This window comes from Flavobacterium sp. F52 (assembly GCF_000278705.1).
Classification (GTDB): domain Bacteria; phylum Bacteroidota; class Bacteroidia; order Flavobacteriales; family Flavobacteriaceae; genus Flavobacterium; species Flavobacterium anhuiense.
This window is the reverse complement of the sequence record NZ_AKZQ01000018.1, coordinates 262,423-282,906: the sequence shown is the minus strand read 5'-3', so window position 1 is coordinate 282,906 and position 20,484 is coordinate 262,423. Positions and strand designations below refer to the sequence as shown.

Here is a 20,484-nt window from a genome sequence, read left to right as displayed (position 1 = left end):
TTTTATGGTGTTAGTTTATTGTAATTTCATCTGCAAATAGAAATGTCGGCTGTCCTGCTGAATAATGCCATTCTGGAATTTTTTCAAAAATTGGAGCTTTAATTTTTACATATTTTGCTTCCTGCTCAGTAAAAACAGCTTTTAAGTTTGTAATCTTTGGACCATCGCCTTTCTCTGCAATTTTTAAATCTTGGCTATGAACAGGAGTAAAATTTATTCCATCTTTTGAAATTAAAACCTGAAACTGTTTAGGTCCAAAAATCCAGTCATTTGGAGAGGTAAACGTGTTCATGCTGACTTCTTTTATCTGCTGTAAAGATTTCAAATCTATAGTGGCTTCAAAATCGTCTTTGTACAGCGCAATCCAGTCTCCTGTACTAAAAGCCGTTGTTCCTGTTCTTCCGTCAACCAATGTTTTTCCGCCATTAAAGCGATAACGATCAACAGGCTCATTTTTTAAAACAATAGGCTTTGCCGTAGCTTTGTTGAATTCGAACTTTTTGGTAAAAATTTTACTCTTGTAATTTTCAGAAATAACTGCTGCTTTTACAGTTACAGCGCTATTAATAATTATGCTTTCACTGTACTTTTTGCTTTGCAAAGTTGGTTCTGAGCCATCTAAAGTATAATAAATAGGAGATTTACTTGAAGTTTTTAAGCTCAGAATCAATTGACCATTTTCTGTATCTACCTTGTATTCTGGGGAAACTTCTAAAATATGTTTCGCATAATTGTACTTCAGCTTATCATAGATTTTCAAAAAATCTGATAACCTATTTAAAAAACTCCCATAATTCTTTTTATCTGCATTTGTCCAAACTACTTCACTTAAAGCAGCAAGTCTTGGCAAAACCATATATTCTGTTTGTGCATCGCTCTTAATATATTCCCTCCAAACATTTGCCTGTGCTCCAATAACCAATTTTCTTTCATCTTCAGTCAATCCGTTTGGAATTGGTTCGAAAGAATAAACTCGTTCAAGATTTGTGAAACCTCCAATTGCTAAAGGTTCAGAAGCTGCATCTGTACTTTGGTAATAATCAAAATAAACATGGGAACTTGGGGTCATAATCGCTTTATGACCTTGTTTAACTGCTTCTATACCTGCCTGAGTACTTCTCCAAGACATTATCGTAGCGTTGGGAGCAATACCGCCTTCCAATATTTCGTCCCAACCTATTACTTGTTTTCCTTTTGCATTTAAGAATTTTTCAATTCTAGACATGCAATAACTCTGTAATTTTTCTTCAGCCGAATGTTTGCTGTCTTTTTTTAATCCCAATTCAGTAATTTTTGTTTGACATTTAGGACATTTTTCCCATCTCTTTTTCGGGCATTCATCGCCTCCGATATGAAAAAATTTTGCAGGAAAAATCGGAATAAGTTCGGTAAAAACGTCTTCTAAAAAAGTAAAAGTCTTTTCATTTCCCAAACAAAGAACATCATCTGAAACTCCCCATTTTTTATACACTTCATAACCTTCTCCAGCACAGCCCAATTCTGGATAAGATGCTAATGCCGCAACCATATGACCCGGCAAATCAATTTCGGGAATAGTCGTTATAAAACGTTTCTGCGCATAAGCTACAACTTCTTTTATCTGTTCTTGCGTATAAAATCCTCCGTGTGGCTTCCCGTCATAAACGCCTACTTGTTTTCCTACTTGAGTTTCGTTCCTAAATGCCCCAATCTGAGTTAATTTTGGATATTTTTTAATTTCTACTCGCCATCCCTGATCGTCAGTTAAATGCCAATGAAATGTATTGATATTGTGCAAAGCCAATAAATCAATATACTTTTTCACAAATTCTGCTGATGCAAAATGACGCGCAACATCTAAATGCATGCCACGGTAAGCAAATCTTGGATAATCTGTAATTTCAACAGCCGGAAGTTCAATCTGTGATTTAGTTTCATTCTCCAGCAATACTTTGCGCAAAAGCTGAATTCCATAAAAAGTTCCTGAACCTGAAGCTCCGTTTATTAGAATCTGATTTTGATTTACTATAAGGGTGTAAGCCTCCTTATTATCATTTTTGAAATTATCCAGCAAAACAATACCATTTTTTTTTGGACTTTCAGTTGAAATTTCAATTTGCAATCCATTTGCAATCCCAATGTATTCTGATAAAAAAAGAGCAATCTGCTTTAAATTGTCATTCTTTTTTGGATAATATATTTTTGAATCCGAATTGAGAATGAAGGGCACTGCCTCTATTTCATTTATTTGCTGTGCCAATGGAATTGTACGATAAACATCCCATTTATTCCCTTGTGCAGAAAGCATCAAAGTATTTAAGAAAAGAACAAAACAAATTATATTTTTTTTCATAATACTATCCTTTCGTACAATTTATTTGTTAGAAATTTTATTAGTCATTTTAAAAACTAATTCTCCACCAGAAGCAATTTGATCGTGTTTGAAAAACAATGAGTCCAAAGTTTTCCCGTTCAAACTCACAGATTCTACATACTTATTATCTGGAGCATTATTTATAGTCTTCACAGTCAATTTTTTTCCATTTTCTAAATCAATAGTTACTTTATCAAACAATGGTCTAGAAATAGTATAAGTAGGATCTCCTGGCGCAACTTGATAAAAACCAATTGCATTCAAAATATACCAAGAAGACATTTGTCCGCAGTCTTCATTGCCACTTAAACCATCTGGGGCATTTCTGTATTGCTCTTTCATGATTTTATCTGCCAATTCTTGTGTTTTAGAAGGCTTATTGATATAATTATAAAAATAAATAATGTGGTGGCTTGGCTCATTTCCATGTGCATATTGCCCAATTAATCCCGAAATATCTGCAGAGGCTTCTGAACCTTCCACTTTTGCAGTGGTATTAAAAAGAGCATCGAGATTTTTCTCAAAAGTTTGTTTACCGCCCATTAAATCTATTAATCCTGGAACATCCTGAGGTGCAAACCACGTCCATTGCCAAGCATTTCCTTCGCAGTAGGGACTGTTCATATGGTCTGAAAATGAAGGATTAAATGGCCCTATAAATTTTCCATTGCTGTCTAAAGCTCGCATGAAACCAGTTTCTTTGTCGAAATACTTTTTGTATCGCATTCCACGCTCTGAAAGCCACTTATAATCTTCCGTTTTTCCCATGTCTTTGGCAACCTGTGCCAATGCCCAGTCATTATAAGCATATTCTAAACCTCTTGATGTAGCAAAAATCACATCTTTATCTGCCGGAATAAAGCCCATTTCCTGATTGTATAATTTTCCTTTTGTCATCAGCCATTCCCAAATCGCAGGATGATTTACTTTAACTCCCGTTGTATCATAAGGTATCGAACGCATCATGGCTTTATAGGCTAATTCTGTATCATAACCGCGTATATTTTTGGTATATGCATCTGCAATTACAGATGTAGCGTGCGCGCCAATCATTGTTCCTGTATAATTGGCCGCTAAATCCCACATGGGCAGTAAACCTCCCTGTTGGTATTTTAGCAGAAGCGAATTGATAAATTCGTTCGTTTTTGATGGACTGACTAAATCAATCAAAGGCATTTGTGCCCTATAGGTATCCCAAAGTGAAAATACTGTATAATAAGTTCCAGATTCTAATTTGTAAATTTTAAGATCCTGCCCACGATATCTTTTGTCTACATCTGAATACGTTGACGGATGGATAAAAGCGTGATACAAACCAGTGTAAAAAATGGTTTTCTGCTCTTCGCTTCCGCCTTCGATTTTAATTTTCTCTAGCTGTTTTTTCCATAATTCCTCTGCTTGCTGTTTCGTTTTATTAAAATCCCAGTCCTTAATTTCGGCATTAAGATTCTGGAATGCTCCTTTTTCATCTACTGATGAGATTCCGACTTTTACTCTTACTTCGTCAGGATTTTCAAAATAAAGAACCACTTTAATATGATTAGCCTTTAATTCTCTTCCTGATATTGCTTTATTGTCTTTATACAATTGAGCTTTAAAAGATTTATTGAATTTTGCATGAAAATAAACATAATCTCTTTTAGACCATCCTTCAGTCAGTCTCATTCCTCTAATTTCAGTATCACTAATAATTTCTATAGAAGATTCTAAAACTCTTTGATTATGAAGATTATGATGCAAATCAACAATAATTCCTGCTTCCTTTGATGGAAATTTGTATTCGTGAAATCCAGCGCGCGTAGAAGCTGTCATTGAAGCTTTTATGCCGTTATCAAAATTTACAGTATAGAAACCTGCTGAGGCTTTTTCATTTTTATGCGAAAAGTTTAACGGATAATATTCTTTCAGGCTTCCGTTTTCCAACTGCAATTTACCCGAAAAAGGCGTAAAAAGGATATCGGCAAAATCAGTCATTCCAGTACCGCTTAAATGTCTATGCGAAAATCCTAAAATACTCGTGTCTTCTGTATAATAACCGCTGCAGGCATCCCAACCCTGAGTTCTCGTATCTGGACTTAACTGCACCATTCCAAAAGGAACCACTGCTCCAGGAAATGTATGTCCATGGCCTCCAGTACCAATAAACGGATTTACATACTGCGTTATATTTTTTGCTTTTTGAGCTGCTACTTTTATTGAAGAGCTCAATAGAAAAAGCAGCAGTATTGGAACAATTTTTTTCATTTTTATAATACTATATTTATATTTTTTTCAAACACTTTCCAGTCAGATTCATCTAGTTCTAAAACATAAGCATAACCATTCTCTGTTTTAGTTTTTTGCCACATATTTACAATTTTCTGCTGATCACTTTCTTTTAAATTACCTTCTTCATCCCAAATTTCTTTTGCACATAAACAGCCCATAGAAGGAGTTTGTCCGTAGAAAATCTGTTTTTTGTATATTTCCTGATCGATGGTTGTTCCATGAAAATGAATCTCACTCCGTCCTGCTTTTCCTGCCCAAAATGCCTGTTGTACACTTAAATTCGATTGCAGTTTTTTTGGAAAAAATTGTAAATAATCTTCTAATAGAAAATCCTCTTCATCATTATTGTAAAAAACCGAAGCGTCACATTCAAAAGGTAAAAATGTAACAAAACTCAAAGTTGGTCCAATAAAAACATTTTCAGACTTGGCAAGACTTTCAATTTTAAACAAACCTGTCGGCGTGTTGCCGTTTGTAATATACATTGGCAAATTGGTTGCGCTTCTTGCCAATTGATCCACTAAAACAATTTTTCCGTTTTCTTTTACTAAAAATCCATTTTCATCCTGAATAAAAACTTTGCCTGGCAAATCTCTGTTTTTATGCTGGATAGAGTATAAAAACTTTGTTTTTTTAGTGGCATTGTATCGTATTAATTGAATCAGATCAGAAATAGAGACTGATTTATATTCAGGTTTTAATTCATTACGCAATGCCTGAATTACAGGACTATCATTATCAATAAATTTTGTTTTTATAAGCTGTTCGACCTCTTTTTTATTTTGAACCAAATAATGTATTGATGTTGCAAAGATTGAAGCATTTTCAGTTTCATTTTCTGTAATATCAGTCATCTCTAAAACAAAATCATTTGGAAAACAAGCATATACCGATTCAAAAACTTTCTTTAAATCGTGTTTTGATAATTGTCTGTAGTTTGACAGCGCTTTTTTTAAAACTTTAAAATTCTGTTCTGAATTATCCATCAAGAAAGAAGTTGCCCAAGCGTAACTGTTCCAATTTATAGCTTTATTAAAATTTAGATAAGCTTCGGCTTCCTTATTGATTATAGAGTCTTGCAATTTGATAAGCAGATTTTCTCTTGATTTTTTTGAAGAAAAAGCAAAAGGTTGTTTTTGTGCAAAACCAGTAAAGCCCATTATAAAAATGAGTGCAAAAAATAGTTGTATCTTTTTTATCTGGTGCATAATGATGTTTTTCTGCTAACTGTTTAGATAAATACTACTGCCAAAAATAGATTTTGGCAGTAATATTTTTAATATTTATTTAGAAGCGTATTTTGTCGTAAAGTACTCTGAATTGTATTTTAATCCTTCAAAAAAGAAAAATACTTCACCGCTTACATAATTGTTTCGGTTCTCGTTTACCATTTGCTCTAAAAACTGATTTGAAGCATTGTAAGTTCCAGATTGAATTAAAACTCCAGCATACAACTTTGAGCGGTCTGCACTATTCTTAATATAAGAAACCTGTGATTTTAATGTCTGCGAATAGGCCGAAAAATCGTAGCGGTAAATCTGCGGAATTACGTAATCGCAATATTTTTTATCCAACCAAGTTGGCCAATCTTGCAAATAATTATCCTTCGCCCACGGATGCACACTTGGAGCCATAGAAACTATAACGTTAGGCTTAGCAGCTTTTACTGCTTTGTATAAATCTCCTAAAAATTCTGTCAGTTTATTAGCTCTCCAATCTTGCCATGCTGGGTCTTTTTCATTTGTTGGCGGATTAACCCCTTTTTCTGTTTTATAAAGTTGCACAGTATAATCATCATAACCTCCTGCAATTGGCATTGCTGGAAGTCTGTCGTCCCCTTGAATACCGTCAACATCGTATTTTTTTACCACTTCTAAAATTAGAGATTTCATAAAATTCTGAACATCCGGATTGATACCATTCATCCATTCAAAACCACTGGAAGAAACCAATAAGTTTTTGTTTACATCTTTAGCCGCCCATTGTGGATATTTTTGTAGAATCACACCACCTTGCTGACCATTTGAAGCAGCAAAACCATATTCAAACCAAGCATGAACTTTCAGTTTTTCTTTATGTGCTTCGGTAATCATTTCCAGCAACGGATCTCTACCTGCGTAACTTTCCATAATTGGAATACCGAATTCTTTATTCATAATTTCACTTGGGTAAAGTGTCCTTCCTTTATTCCAAACTACTACATAAATATCTGTAATGTTCGATTTTTTACAGGTCTGTACCGTTTCTTTAATCGCGTTTAAAGAACTTAATGCCGTTGAAGCAACGTTGGTGACCCAAACGCCCTTTATACCTTTTGTGGTTTGAACCGGATTGTTTGGATATACTTTTGGCGGTTCTTCACTATTGCAGGCAAAAGATAATACGGCAATAGATAAGATTAATATTTTCTTCATTTTTTTTATTTTTAAAAGGAGATTTTCTTTTCTCAAAGAAAATCTCCCAAATCTTTATTGTTCTAATTTGTAAACTGCTAATTTATCATTTGTACCATAATACAATACATGCAGTTTTCCATTTATTACTGCAAAATCAGCATCTACAGTGATATTTGCGTTTGCAACGGCTGGTCCCGTAATTTCCATTATTGGTGAATCTAAAGCAACTGTGCTTGCTGTTGTATAGTCAACTATACGGAATACGTGTTTTCCACCAACTTGTGCAACATAAGTCAAGTATTTTCTGCTTTTATAGGTAATAGTTTTACAATCTGAAGTGGCACTTCCAGAAGAAGATTTAGTAATTTCTGTAAAAGAACTTCCTAGAAGAGCCAAACCATTGTGTCCTGTTCCTGCTGTAGCAGCAACAAATCCTGTTTCATCAGGTTGAACACTGTAGTAGTTTGCTGGAACTCCTGAATAAGCTAAGGCCTGTTTTGTTGGGGTTGGGTTCAACACACCGTTAGTTACGGTCCACACCAATACATCCATTTTCCCCGCTACAGGCACAGTAATTACGGCATTACCATCTAATGAACCTTTTATGTTGATACCAGCACTACGCGCAGGGTAAGCTAGTCCTAAACTAGTTTGAGAAAAGGTAATATAATTGGTTGGAGCCGTATCGTTGATCGAATTCCATTTCACTATGTTTAAGTTTGTTGTTGCTCCAGCACCAGCACCTAATTGTACCCCAAGAATTTTACCATTATCATCGGTAGCCAATTTACGAATTCCCGTTACGGCTCCTCCATCAAATAATGGGGTAGCCCCTTTGTCTAAGCTCTTAATTAAATTCCCCGCAAAATCATAGGCATAAATTCCGAATAAACCGGTAGTCCCAGGCAAAGCTGCAGGTAATTGGTGTGCAGCTACCACGATAGCATTGCCACTAAATCCAGCCGAAGAACCCGCATTTGCAGAAAAACCAAAATCAGCATGCGATTTTTCTAAAATTGGAGAATTTTTAATCAAAGGATTTTTCACAGTGAATTCACGCTCGATTCCATCTGTTCCTGTAATTTTTACTTTAAATCCTGCTAATGTATTCACATTTGTTCCTTTAAAAGCTGGATCTATGGTGTTTCCAAATGGAACATTAATCACAACAGTTGCATCAGCAAAATTAGTAAGGTACGGCACTACTGGCTGTACGATGTTTTTAGTTGCATCGACTATAATAATTTCAGAAGTAGTATCTCCATTGATTACCATACTGCTAATTTTTGCAGGACCTACTTGCTCAGAGGTAAATACCACATCGTACTTGTAGATTGTAGTTCCGTCAACACCTAAAACTTCTAACTTAAATGGCGCTTTACTTGGCAGATTAAACGAGTAATCTTTTACTGTGCCATTAACATAATTATTTAAAGTTCCATTATTAAATTCATATGAAACAGCCAACTTAGTAATATCAGTACCTACAGGAACCTGAACGATTATAGATGTTTTTCCAAAATGAATATTTTCTTTCGGAATTGGCAATCCTACCACGGTCAGGCTTGTTAAACTTGGAGGTGACTGCACAATTAGTTTCCAAACACTGCTTTGTCCATCTTGTCCATAAATGTTTACATCTATTGGTTTTGTCAAATCGCGGTTGACATTATTCGCTGGACTAACAACGCTTCCATTTGACACTAGAATCTCTGTCTTAACATCTTTAAGGTTTGTACCAGCTGGCAAAATAACCTTTGCCTCATTCATATCATTCTGCGCAATGTTGTATAAAACATTATTCAATTTAACGGCTACAATTTTGGCCGATTGATAGCTGCGATCGTCTTTAAAACTATCGTCACATGAGGACAATAGAATAAGACTCATAAGCAAATAAAATATTTTTCTCATTTCTCTATGTTTATATTTTTTACTTCGATTAACCAGTAAAAGTCAATCTTCGCTTAATTTATTTGACAATAATTTAATTTCTAAAGGAAACAATTATTGACTGTAACCATCATTTTGCGTAAGCTGAGGCGCTTTGTTTCTTTCAACCTGAGGAATCGGCCATAAATAGAATTTATCATTCCAGTTATTTGGCCTGTCCGCATCTCTCTGGCGCAGTTTGCTTCCATAAGCACCATATAATGCTAAGTCATTCAAATCTCTTTCAGAGCCTGCTGTACCATAAGTTGGAACCATATCTGGAGTTACTTGACTATAACCGTCAGGATACGTATTTGTACCCGCATTTACTCCCGTTGCAATTGGGAAACCGTATGTTTTTTCAGCATTTTCCAATGCTCCTGTTCTCCATCTTCTCATATCAAAGAAGTGTAAACCTGCTTCTCTGATAAGCTCAACTTTGCGTTCTCTGCGAACCAATTGTCTTAATTTTGCCTGATCTGTAAGTGTCGTAGCTGGCATGTTAACTCTCGCTCTTACTTCGTTGATTGCGCCTGTTACAGTCGCGTCAATTTGATTCAATTCGATTTTTGCTTCCGCATACATTAATAAAATCTCTGCATAACGCATCATTAAGATATTATATGAAGGCTCAGAAACAATCTCGTCATTAAAATAATTGTATTTTCTCCATAAATATCCAACACCACTTTGTATGTAACCGTATTGTGCCACAGATCCTGTATAATCTAAATTTGTAATTGATGTAGAATTATTTGCGGCATCAAATGACAAAGTAGTCGGCTTATACAGTTCCATAATAATATTTAGCTTTACACCTCCATTATTGGCAATGATATTTGATTTATGTGTGTAAATAGACATTTTTAAACGCGGATCTCTATTTGCAAAAGGATTTTTAGGATCGTAGCCCGAACCTGGCTCATCGATTCTTTTTCCATTTGACATCTCAAAAGTATCCACCAATAATTGCGTTGGGAATCTTCCTGACTGCCCTCCCACCGTTCTCGCCATCTCACCAAATGACTGGTAATGCGTCTTTTTTGATGCTTGGTCTGAATAAGAAAGCGCGAAAATATTTTCTTTTTTCGCTGCACCCGTAAGCTGTCCAGATCTCGTAAACAAATCATCAAAATTTGGCGCCAATGCTCTTCCAGATTCCTGAATAATTCTTCTTGAAGTCTGTGCCGCTATATCAAAATAGTATGCTGCTTTAGCCGCATCTTTTGTTCCTTTTTGACCGAAACCTTCTTTACACCAAGATCCTGCATATAAAGCCATTTTAGCTTTTAAACCTAATGCATAAGATTTATCCATACGTCCAAATTCTGTAGCTTGCCAAGGAAGTTGTGTACTAGCCTCTTCAAGATCATTCAATAAATAGTCAACAATTTCCATCCAAGGTTTTCTTGTTGCGTTTTTTTGCTCTTCTGGCGTAACAGACTTAGTAAAAAAAGGCACATCTCCATACAAAGAAACCAAGTAATGATAGTGTGTTGCTCTAATTACTTTATTTTCTGCAACATATTGTTTTGCTTTATCGCTTAAACCATCAATATAAGGCGCAGAACCTTCAATAACCGTATTTGCTCTTGCCACTCCTTTATAAAAATTAGCCCATTGCGCCTCTACTATAAAGTTATTTTCTAGGTTCACATTATTTACCCCAATCGAGCTATTATCAGCTCTTTCGATTCCCATTGGAGTGTACATATCATAGAGCGTAAAAAAAGGCAACTGGCTACTTTCCATGTATAAACTTTGGTAAGACCCATTTGTACCTTGTCTAATTGCACCCTCGCTATTATAAAAGTTTGAGGATAAATAATCACTCAATGGTTCTTTTTCTATATAATCATCACAAGATCCTAACCCAATGATAAGGCTTAATCCTATAACTGTTTTTTTAATTAAATTCATCTCGTTAAAATTTTAAGTTAGCACCTACTGTTACCGTCTGCATGATTGGATAAAACTCTCCTCCTAAATTTCCACCATAACTTGCTTCTGGGTCATAACCCGGGAAGAAATGGCTTAAAGTCCATAAATTTTGTCCGCTTACATAAAGGCGAAGACCATCAATATGTGCTTTTTCTAAAAATGTTTTTGGAATGCTATATCCTAAAACAACATTTTTCAACCTTAAGTAAGCTCCGTTTTTAACCCATTTATCCGAAGCCACGAAATTATCGGCTGAGTTGGCTTCAGGCATTAAAATTGGATAAGCTGCATCCTGATTTTCTGGTGTCCAAGAATCTACCTGATGTGCAAATAAATTTGATCCGTTAAAGAATGGCCTTACTCCAATACCGCTCATTAAAACTTTACGTTCTCCGACTCCTTGGAAAAAGCACGTAAGATCAAAATTTTTGTAATTTGCTGTTAGGTTAACACTATATTCGTAATGAGGGAATGGATCCCCTAAATATACTTTATCATTTTCTGTAATAAGTGTTGGATTTGCACCCGTTGGATCCATTTTTACGTACTTCACATAACCTGGTTTTGCTGAGTTGGATAATTTAGGAGAATTGGCCACATCGGTAGCATCTACATAATATCCGTCTGTTTTGTAACCCCAGATTCCACCGTTTGGATATCCCACAGTAACTGACCTATCAGAATTCGGCCCGTATAGTTTTGTGATCTCATTTTCATTGTTGCTTAAATTTCCGGTGATACTATAATTGAAATCACCCATGTGATCTTTATAAGTTAAACTAACCTCCCAACCTTTATTTTGCATATCTCCTGCATTGGTGTAAGTTGCATTAAGACCTGTGTAATAAGTAACAGGATAAACTAAAAGCATATCATAAACATCTTTTATATAATAGTCTAAAGTGGCAGAAAGTTTTCTGTTGAAAAAAGTTGCATCAAGACCAAAATTGATTTGTTTTGATTTTTCCCATGTAATATTAGGATTAGATAATGTAGTTTGTGCTACACCTTGAGCCAATTGTTTATCAAGCCAATAACTGTATCCAGGCTGTATGGTCGATGCATAGGGATAATTACCAATATCCTGATTTCCTAAAGTTCCAATTGATGCTCTGAGCTTAAAGTCGCTTACATAATCTAAGATCGGTTCCATAAATTTCTCTTTACTAACCATCCATCCTGCAGAAAATGATGGAAAAAATCCCCAACGCTTCCCTTCTACAAATCGAGAAGATCCATCATAACGTCCTGTAGCTTCAAACAGATACTTTCCTGCAAAATCATAATTAAATCTTCCATAAAAAGACGACATTGCCCATTCTGTTGCTCCACCTGTCGCAGAAGCAGTAGCTCCATCACCATTTATTAAATAATACCTTTCCAGTTCAAAACCATTTTTACTAGCACTGATGTCTTTCAAAATATTATTTTCACTTTGAGTTCCTGCCATTATTTTAAAATCATGTTCTCCAAACTTTTTAGAGTAGGAAGCCTGCGCTCTAAAATAGTTGCGCACATTGGCACTATAAGCTTCTGTAACACCATCTCTGGCAGGATAATAACCTTGAACTACACCTTTTAATGAAGTCAGATAAGGAGTGGTAATAAATGTACCTCTGTTTTCTGTTTTTCTATAACTATACTGCGCTAATAATTCTAATCCGTCTTTTGGAGTTGCTATTAAAGTCGCATTTAACAAAATCTCAGGTCTTTCAATAGTTTGGCTTCCTGAAGCTTCCGCATTAGCTACAGGGTTGTCACCATTTTTACCATATCCCCAATTTCCATCAATTTCTTTAACCGCAGAAAGTGTCGGAAGCATGTATAGTGCTTTATTTATAATTCCTTTTGGAGTTGAAATCCCAGGTGTAACTTGAGTAGAAGTTCTATATGATATCTCATTATTTAATTTTAACCACTCATTGATTTTTGCATCAGTATTTAGTCTGACATTGATTCTCTTAAAATTATTATTTTCAATTAAACCATCTTGTTTAAGAGACGTTAAGGCTCCAAAATATTTAATATCTTTTCCTCCCCCAGATAAGGAAATATTATTGTTAGTCATGATAGCACTCTTTTTGATAGTGGCATCTTTCCAATCTGTGTCATATCTGTTCCAATTATCTGGTTTGTAAGCTCTTTGATCTGCAATCATTTGTTCTCTTGCAGCTCTTTGGTCTGCAGGAATAGTAATTCCAGCATTATCAAAAGAGTTCAATTCAGCTTGAAGATAATCTGCCGCTTTTAGCACAACTGGCATATTTGTAGGTGACTGGATAGAAGTATAAGCATCTAGATTTACCTTCATTTTTCCATCTTTTCCTCTTTTTGTTGTAATAAGTATAACACCATTTGAAGCTCTTGATCCATAAATAGAAGCAGAAGCAGCATCTTTCAGAACAGAAACGTTTTCAACCGTATTCATGTCTACCTGGTTTATATCCATTTCAATACCATCTACCAAAACTAATGGAAATGTGCTTGAATTTACAGAACCAATACCTCTAATTCTGATATTAGAGCCATCATTTCCAGGTTCTCCTGAACTTTGTTGTACAGTAACTCCGGCAATTGTTCCCTGCAAAGCTGTTGACATAGAAGCAATTGTTCGTTTGTTTAGTTCAGTTCCTTTTATAGTCCCAATCGCACCAGTAAGGGTTCCTTTTTTCTGAGTGCCATATCCTACTACAACAACTTCTTGCATTTGGTTTGTAACAGATTGCATTTGTATTTTTACAGAAGTCTTACCTGTAACATCTACCGTCATATCTTTAAATCCGATATAACTTGCGACCAATAATGTTTTTTGGTTGGGTACATCTAACTGAAAACTTCCGTTAAAATCTGTCGAAGCTCCTATTTTCGACCCTTGGATCAAAACATTGGCTCCTACCAGCGGCATGCCGTCAGAATCTGTAATCACCCCTTTTAACTGTCTTGTCTGTGCCTCAGCCAACAGCGAGAGCAAACAAAACATGAAGAATAATATTCCTTTTTTCATAGTTAATAATAATTTGGTTTTTGATTAATTAGTTTATTTTAAAGTTGTCCATAATTCGTAAAGCCCGCGTGGAACATGAAAACATCCTTTCCATTTTCCTCCTTTTGCTTCAAGAAGTGGCTGGCCTTCTCTGGTTAGATACCCAAACCATTCTCCTTTGTATTTTTCATCTCTAAAGTGATTCCATGTATAATCGTGAAGCTTTATAAACCATTCTTTGCTTTTTTCACTGCCTGTCATTTTATAAGCCTTCGCAAAAGAAATCATGGTTTCGATATGAACCCACCATAACTTTTGATTCCATTGTAGTTCTTGTGTCGGGTGGCCTTTTATATCTAAGAAATAATAAATTCCTCCAAACTCTTTATCCCAGCCAAATTCTGTCGTTTTTATTAAAATCTCTTCACACTGCTTAACCAATTCGGGTTTATTGTATCTAGCAGCAATATCCATCAAGAACCACATTGATTCATTTCCGTGGCCAGGATTGATGATTCTTCCTTCAAAGCTGTCACTAAAAGCGCCATTTGCTCCAACATTTTCCATGATGATGCCATGCTCTTTGTTTAAGAAATTAGTCATAATGTCTTCAATAAGAGGCGGAATCATCTTATCTACAACTTCTTTTCCAATTGCTTCTTCCAACAGTAGAGACAGATTGCATAAAATCATAGGAAGAGAAAAGTTTTTTAATTCTCTTGTTCCGCCATATGATTTACTCCATTTTCCCTTTGGATTATTTTGTCTCGCCAGAATATTATTATAGGTATCAACTGCAACTTTTTTATGTAAAGAATCATTCGTAGCTTTGTATAATTCGCCAAAAGCCATTGCTGCAAAACAGTCTGAAAATATGTTGTACGGAATCACTAAAGGTTCTCCTTTTTGATTTAAAGAAAAATACCAGTTTCCCTCTTCGTCTCTTCCGTTTTCTAATAAAAATTTTGCCCCATGAAGCGCTATATCAAGCCATTCCTGTTTTTTCTCCACTTTATTATATAGCATAGAAAAAGTCCAGACTTGCCTACCTTGAAGCCAAATAAATTTATCAGTATCATATACTTTACCTTGCCTGTCTAGACATGTAAAATAGCCGCCGAACTGATTATCAATTGAATATTTTTCCCAAAACGGAATAACTTCTTTTAATAATTCATCTTTATATAAGTCTGCGTATTGACTCAAATCTGTATTCTGAAGCTGGTCAAATTTGATATCATTATTAGTTTCTAACATTTACACTATATTTTAAAAGTTTATTATTTCTACTCAATGTATTTTTTTATAATAGATGCCCATAACAAATAACCTGGCCCTAAAAGATGCAGTCCGTCATTTGTGTAAGATTTGCTCAGCTTTCCATTTTGGTCCAAGAAATATGGAAAAAGGTTTATAAACTCAACCTTATTTTCTTTAGCTAACTTTTCTAATTCAATATTGATTTCCTTTATCATCTGCATTTTTCCTTGATGATTTTTGAATGTATCAAACTCATCATTTGTGGGCAAAATACTCTGAATATAAACTCTCGTTCTAGGGCTATCATTTTTTAGTTTAAGTATTATGTTTTGATAATTTTCTAGAATTTTTTCAGGACTTATCTTTTGGGCAATGTCATTTATTCCTATCAGGATAAATACTTTTTTAGGTTTAGATCCTACAACTTCATCCATTCTGTCTAGAACTCCCAACGTAATGTCACCAGAAATTCCTCTGTTTTTTACCTTCTTATCTGGAAAAATTTCTTCCCAATTTGCACAATTAGTTATACTGTCACCTAGTAAAATAATTTCGTTTTTATCTGTTGGCATTGACTCAAAAAATGAACGTCGCTGGTCATAGAAATAATTATGAAAAATCTGTTTGTTTTCTTGAGCAAAAAGTCCCATACAAACAGTTGAAAAGAAAACATAAAAACTTTTGAGCATTTTACTTTTTATTAGTTTTTATACTTCCAGAAAAATCAATTTCTTTCTCAAACGCGTGCAGGCTTTCTTCAATTAAAACTGCTAAATCTCTTTTGTTTATTGGCTTTGCCGAAAAATTTCTTTTCTTTATTTTTGCACCTGCTTTTACCAAAAGATCAACTGCTTCCTGCTCTGTAAGAATTGAGTTGCTTTTTACAACTTTATTCTTTTTATCAAACTGATTTAAGCCTTCTGTAAATTCTTGTACTGAAATGTTTTGTTCTGGATAGAACCAAGTTCTGTTAGCCCATTTATAGCTTTCTCCTTTTGTTTTTAAAATTCCTGTAGCACTAATTTTTTGAATGCTTTCAAATGCTGGATCCGTAGGTTTTACATCATACAGAGGCATTATATACGCTTTCTGATTTAAAAGTGATTGCTGCACTTCTCTCACCGAAACCTTTCTCGGTTCTACTTGATTTTTTATGGCAACTCCAGCCAAGGTTCCTGCTGCCTGACCTGTCAATAAAACTACAGGCTGTAAACGTGTTGCACCATTAATTAAATTAGAAACTGAAATTGCTTTATCAGAAACAATAAATCCATCAATTTTTTCAGGAATTAGAGATCCTAGCGGTACATTGTAGGATGGTACTGCCGGAAATCCTAAATCTGGAGCATCAGGATTTTGTTTGTGATGATGATCAACAGGATAATCTCCAACAGAAATTCCCGTTTTATATAAAGCTTCTTTCTGATTGTATGGATCTGCGACGTGATTATAAGTTAAAAACGAAATGCCTTTTACTCTTCTTCCTTCACGGTAATAAGGAGCATAAGCCAATAAATCTGAAGTATTAAATTCGTCATCAGCTAAACCAAGATTCTTATATCCTAGTTCATTTTGTATATAATAAACAAACTGTAAAGTGTAATTTCTGGCTTTTAATAATTCTTTATTTCGGTCTTCTCTCGATAACTCAACCACATCCAGATAAATATCATTTCCCTTTTTAGGCCAGTTAATCATGTACTTATTATTTGGCAATTTTCCGTAGGACAGCATTTTGTCACAGTCAATTTCTTTGTGATCGACTGTTTCCATGCAAGAACCTGTGAAATTTGAAGCTGAATAATTGCTTGGTTTTGCAATAGTTTTGTCAGTTCCTTTGCCATAATCTTTTAAGATAGCAACCCAAGTAAGATCCTGAACAATATTATTGGCTTTTAATGGCGCATTGGCTTCTTTGGTTTCTTTTTGAGAATCCATTCCCAAACGGTATGCCGCTCCTGCCATTTTCAGCGTCTCACCAATATCAGTGGCATCGATTGTAATTTTTGCTTGAACTTCTAAAATTTCATTTTTATCATTTTTGAAAGTGGCACCTTTAACTGCGTTTCCAACTTTCAAGATGCTTGCCACATAATAACCGTGAATAATTTGAAGATTTTTTTCTTTTGCTGCAATTTGATTGAAAATCTTATTTCCTACTGAAGGTTCAAAAAGTGTGTTGCTTACCCACCCTGTTTCAAGAGCTGCAGCTCCGCCGTAATACTCTCTCAACGCACCTCTGAATTCATTCCAGATACCAGAATCTAGATTATGGTTGCCATCACACGCACCAACTCCCTGCAGAGTAAACATACCTCCTATCCATGGAGATTCTTCAACAATTAATGTATTAGCTCCCAATCTGGAAGATGCAATACCAGCAGAAGTTCCGCTGGTAGAGCCTCCAATTACTAAAACGTCAACCGTCTTTTTGGTGATATTCTGCGAATATCCGTAACAAAATAAAAAAAATGCAATTATTTGAATTTTCATAATATATAGTATTTTTAATAGCTAGATTGAATTTTTAGGTTCTCCAAAACCATTTCTTTTTGGAGAAAAAAATCGTTATCAAAATGGCAAACATAGTAAGTAATAAGCCTCTTAGAAATCCCGTAAAGGCATTTTCGTTAAATACATCGAAATACTCTGTAATAGTGAATAGAGTTAAGATTGGCATTATAACCAACGATGTGGCAACGTACGCAATCATAGGATTTTGTCCTGTTAGAATCAAAAATTTTGTAGCCCTTATGCATTTGAAATAATCACAAACCACAGAGAAAAAAAGTATTGCAAAAAAAGCCAATCCTGATGTTACAAAATAGTAACTATAGGTCGAAGAATCTTTACGTATTCCGCCTTCATAAGCTTCTAGAAATAACCCTAACATCAAACAGTACCCTCCTGCCGAAAAAAGATTTTTCCAAAAAACACCAAATTCTGAGGCATTTGGTTTTAAAACAAAATAAATTAAAACCAACAAGCCTAAAGTAACCACAACATTTATTTCTAGTTCACGTACAAATAAAAAATAAACGTTGCCTACAATAATTGCTAAAGAAATCAGACTTGCCACAATTGCCTTTTTATCATTTTCTCGCACTTCATTTTGCGTCGCTACAGTCCATTCTTTTACGTATTCTCCGGCAATAGTTCCTGGAATTACTATAAAGAAATATTTTAAGTAATAAAATTTATAAGCCCACGCAAATGGAGTAAAATCATATAATTGTTTTACCCAACCTTCATTTGTACTGGCTAAAAAAACAGCCATAATAAATGGCAGAACCAATAATCTGTAAATTGGCTTTTTGAACGTAAAAATATAAATCAAGCTCGCCAAAAAAGCCATATTGGCAAGCACTACAAGAATAATATCGCTGTAATAAATATCAAAATTATGATTGTCTTTTCCCTGATAATTTGTTAAAAGCATTAATGTAAATCCTAGCGCAAATGCAGCAAATTTTATGTAAGAACTTATTTTCGGTTTTTTAAAGTATCTCGAAAAAGAATCTGTTGCAAACATTCCAAACATTAAAGCAAAAGAACTTAAAGAAATGATACAGGCTTTAATGTCAACTGGACTACTTATAACAAATGGTTTCATGTGCATAAAGAAAATAGCAAAAAATACTAATTGTATTCCTCTATAAAATGAATCTAGACAAAGGCTCCATTTATTTATACCATTTTCTAATTTGCTTCCTAATGAAAAAGGAAAAGCGGCACCCATTGAAAATAAAAAGAAAGGAAAAACAAGATCTACCCATGTAATTCCGTAAATATTCGGATTAAATGATGAGTTAGGCGGCACTTGAGCGTGTGCCATCCAAGCAGGCAAATATGTAAGGATCATTTGTCCAGAAAGAATCATTGCAATAATAGCAAAGCCTCGTAAAGCATCAATAGATAAAGCTCTTGTTTTCATATACCGATTTTAATCAACTATTTTTGAGACAATTTTACCCTGTCGTTATAACAACAATCTTCTCATTTAGTATTTTTTATATCTACTTTTTGCTATATTCTTTAGAAAAATAATCTGGAAAAGCTTTCAGACCTTCATAAAAAAAGAATGACTCTCCTTTTACTCCAAGCTTTCTGTTTGTATCAATCATTTGCTTTAAAAAATCAGGCTTCGGATTTACGCCATTGACCTGAAGCAAAACCCCAGAAAAGAATTTATCTTTCTGATCTTTTTTAAGGAATTTGATTTGGTCCTCTAAAGTGGCATTGTAACTCTCAATTGTTTTTCTGTAAACCTGCGGAATTACATAATCACAATATCCTTTGTCAAGCCAAGTTGGCCAATCTTGCAAATATTCTTCTTTTGCCCAAGGGTGAATGCTAGGAGCCATACTTACGATCAATTTAGGTTTGATCGTTTTTAATTCTTTATAAAGTTCTCCAAGAAAAATGGTCAATTTATCAGCGCGCCAAGTAAGCCAATCTGCATTTTTATAATCTTGGGGAGGATTATTGCCGTTGTGTTCTTTTTTATATAGAGATACCGTGTAAGGATCATAACCGCCAAGCGATGGCATTGCTGGCAAACGGTCATCGCCTTGAATTCCGTCAACATTATAATTTTTAACAACTTCGACAATCAAAGATTTTATAAAATTCTGAACTTCTGGGTCTATGGCATTCATCCATTCAAAACCATTTTTTGTAACCAGGTTTCCTTTATTATCTATTGCTTTCCAATTTGGAAATTTTTTCAGGATAGCACCTCCATTCTCTCCGTAAGAAGAAGCAAAGCCAAACTCAAACCATGCGTGAACTTTAATATTTGCATTGTGTCCGGCTTCAATCATTTCTTGCAAAGGATCTCGATCACCAAAACGTTCCATAATTGGCTTACCAAATAAACCCTTCATTATCTTGCTTGGATACAAAGTCGTTCCTCTATTCCAAACCACCACATAAATGTCTGTAATACCCGATTTTTTACAAAGCGCTACCGCCTCAATAATATTTTCTTTAGAATCTAAAGCTTTTGACGCAACATTGGTTACCCACACTCCTTTAACTGGAGAAATTGGTGTAGTAGCATTTGTATTTGGAGTTCTCGCACAACAAAAAAGCGAAAACAATAAAATTGGCAATAAGGTTATTTTTAAGATATTCTGCATTGGTTTTAGGTTTTATTTTGGACAAATATATAAAATTTTACTAACCACAACTTAGTTATTAAATTTTTTTATTAATTAATTATTAAATAATTTTAATAATTAGTCGCGACTATATTTGAATTTCTCAGGAAATACAGCTCATGGAACAAAAAAATATATTTGAATTATTTTTATTTATTTAAGGATATATTTTTTCAAAAAGAAAATAAT

Annotated in this window: 12 protein-coding genes; all 12 read right to left on the bottom strand. The window is 34.6% G+C overall.

What is annotated here, in order from left to right:
* Positions 1 to 10 precede the first annotated feature (10 nt).
* Complete coding sequence (locus tag FF52_RS05550) at positions 11 to 2,332, bottom strand: family 20 glycosylhydrolase (protein ID WP_008463673.1); 2,322 nt, start codon at positions 2,330 to 2,332, stop codon at positions 11 to 13.
* Positions 2,333 to 2,353: 21 nt separating this feature from the next.
* Positions 2,354 to 4,597, bottom strand: a complete 2,244-nt coding sequence (locus FF52_RS05545; RefSeq protein ID WP_008463671.1) for a GH92 family glycosyl hydrolase — start codon at positions 4,595 to 4,597, stop codon at positions 2,354 to 2,356.
* Positions 4,598 to 4,599: 2 nt separating this feature from the next.
* Complete coding sequence (locus tag FF52_RS05540; protein WP_008463669.1) at positions 4,600 to 5,829, bottom strand: hypothetical protein; 1,230 nt, start codon at positions 5,827 to 5,829, stop codon at positions 4,600 to 4,602.
* 75 nt (positions 5,830 to 5,904) lie between these two features.
* Complete coding sequence (locus tag FF52_RS05535; protein ID WP_008463668.1) at positions 5,905 to 7,035, bottom strand: glycoside hydrolase family 10 protein; 1,131 nt, start codon at positions 7,033 to 7,035, stop codon at positions 5,905 to 5,907.
* A gap of 54 nt (positions 7,036 to 7,089) precedes the next feature.
* Positions 7,090 to 8,931 (bottom strand): hypothetical protein, encoded by a 1,842-nt coding sequence (locus FF52_RS05530; protein ID WP_008463667.1) that lies wholly within the window; start codon positions 8,929 to 8,931, stop codon positions 7,090 to 7,092.
* 93 nt (positions 8,932 to 9,024) lie between these two features.
* Positions 9,025 to 10,869: a RagB/SusD family nutrient uptake outer membrane protein gene (locus FF52_RS05525; protein ID WP_008463666.1), complete on the bottom strand. Its 1,845-nt coding sequence runs from the start codon at positions 10,867 to 10,869 to the stop codon at positions 9,025 to 9,027.
* A gap of 4 nt (positions 10,870 to 10,873) precedes the next feature.
* The gene (locus FF52_RS05520) at positions 10,874 to 13,894 is read right to left on the bottom strand and encodes a SusC/RagA family TonB-linked outer membrane protein (protein ID WP_008463665.1); all 3,021 of its coding nucleotides are present in this window, start codon (positions 13,892 to 13,894) and stop codon (positions 10,874 to 10,876) included.
* A gap of 33 nt (positions 13,895 to 13,927) precedes the next feature.
* Positions 13,928 to 15,130: an AGE family epimerase/isomerase gene (locus FF52_RS05515; protein WP_008463664.1), complete on the bottom strand. Its 1,203-nt coding sequence runs from the start codon at positions 15,128 to 15,130 to the stop codon at positions 13,928 to 13,930.
* Between the two features lie 29 nt (positions 15,131 to 15,159).
* Positions 15,160 to 15,822, bottom strand: coding sequence for a GDSL-type esterase/lipase family protein (locus FF52_RS05510; protein ID WP_008463661.1), 663 nt, complete (start codon positions 15,820 to 15,822; stop codon positions 15,160 to 15,162).
* Position 15,823: 1 nt separating this feature from the next.
* On the bottom strand, positions 15,824 to 17,626 hold the full coding sequence (locus FF52_RS05505) for an FAD-dependent oxidoreductase (RefSeq protein WP_008463660.1): 1,803 nt from the start codon (positions 17,624 to 17,626) through the stop codon (positions 15,824 to 15,826).
* A 34-nt stretch (positions 17,627 to 17,660) separates the two neighbouring features.
* Positions 17,661 to 19,067, bottom strand: coding sequence for a DUF5009 domain-containing protein (locus FF52_RS05500; RefSeq protein ID WP_008463659.1), 1,407 nt, complete (start codon positions 19,065 to 19,067; stop codon positions 17,661 to 17,663).
* An 82-nt stretch (positions 19,068 to 19,149) separates the two neighbouring features.
* Positions 19,150 to 20,274, bottom strand: a complete 1,125-nt coding sequence (locus FF52_RS05495; RefSeq protein ID WP_008463658.1) for a glycoside hydrolase family 10 protein — start codon at positions 20,272 to 20,274, stop codon at positions 19,150 to 19,152.
* Positions 20,275 to 20,484: the final 210 nt, after the last annotated feature.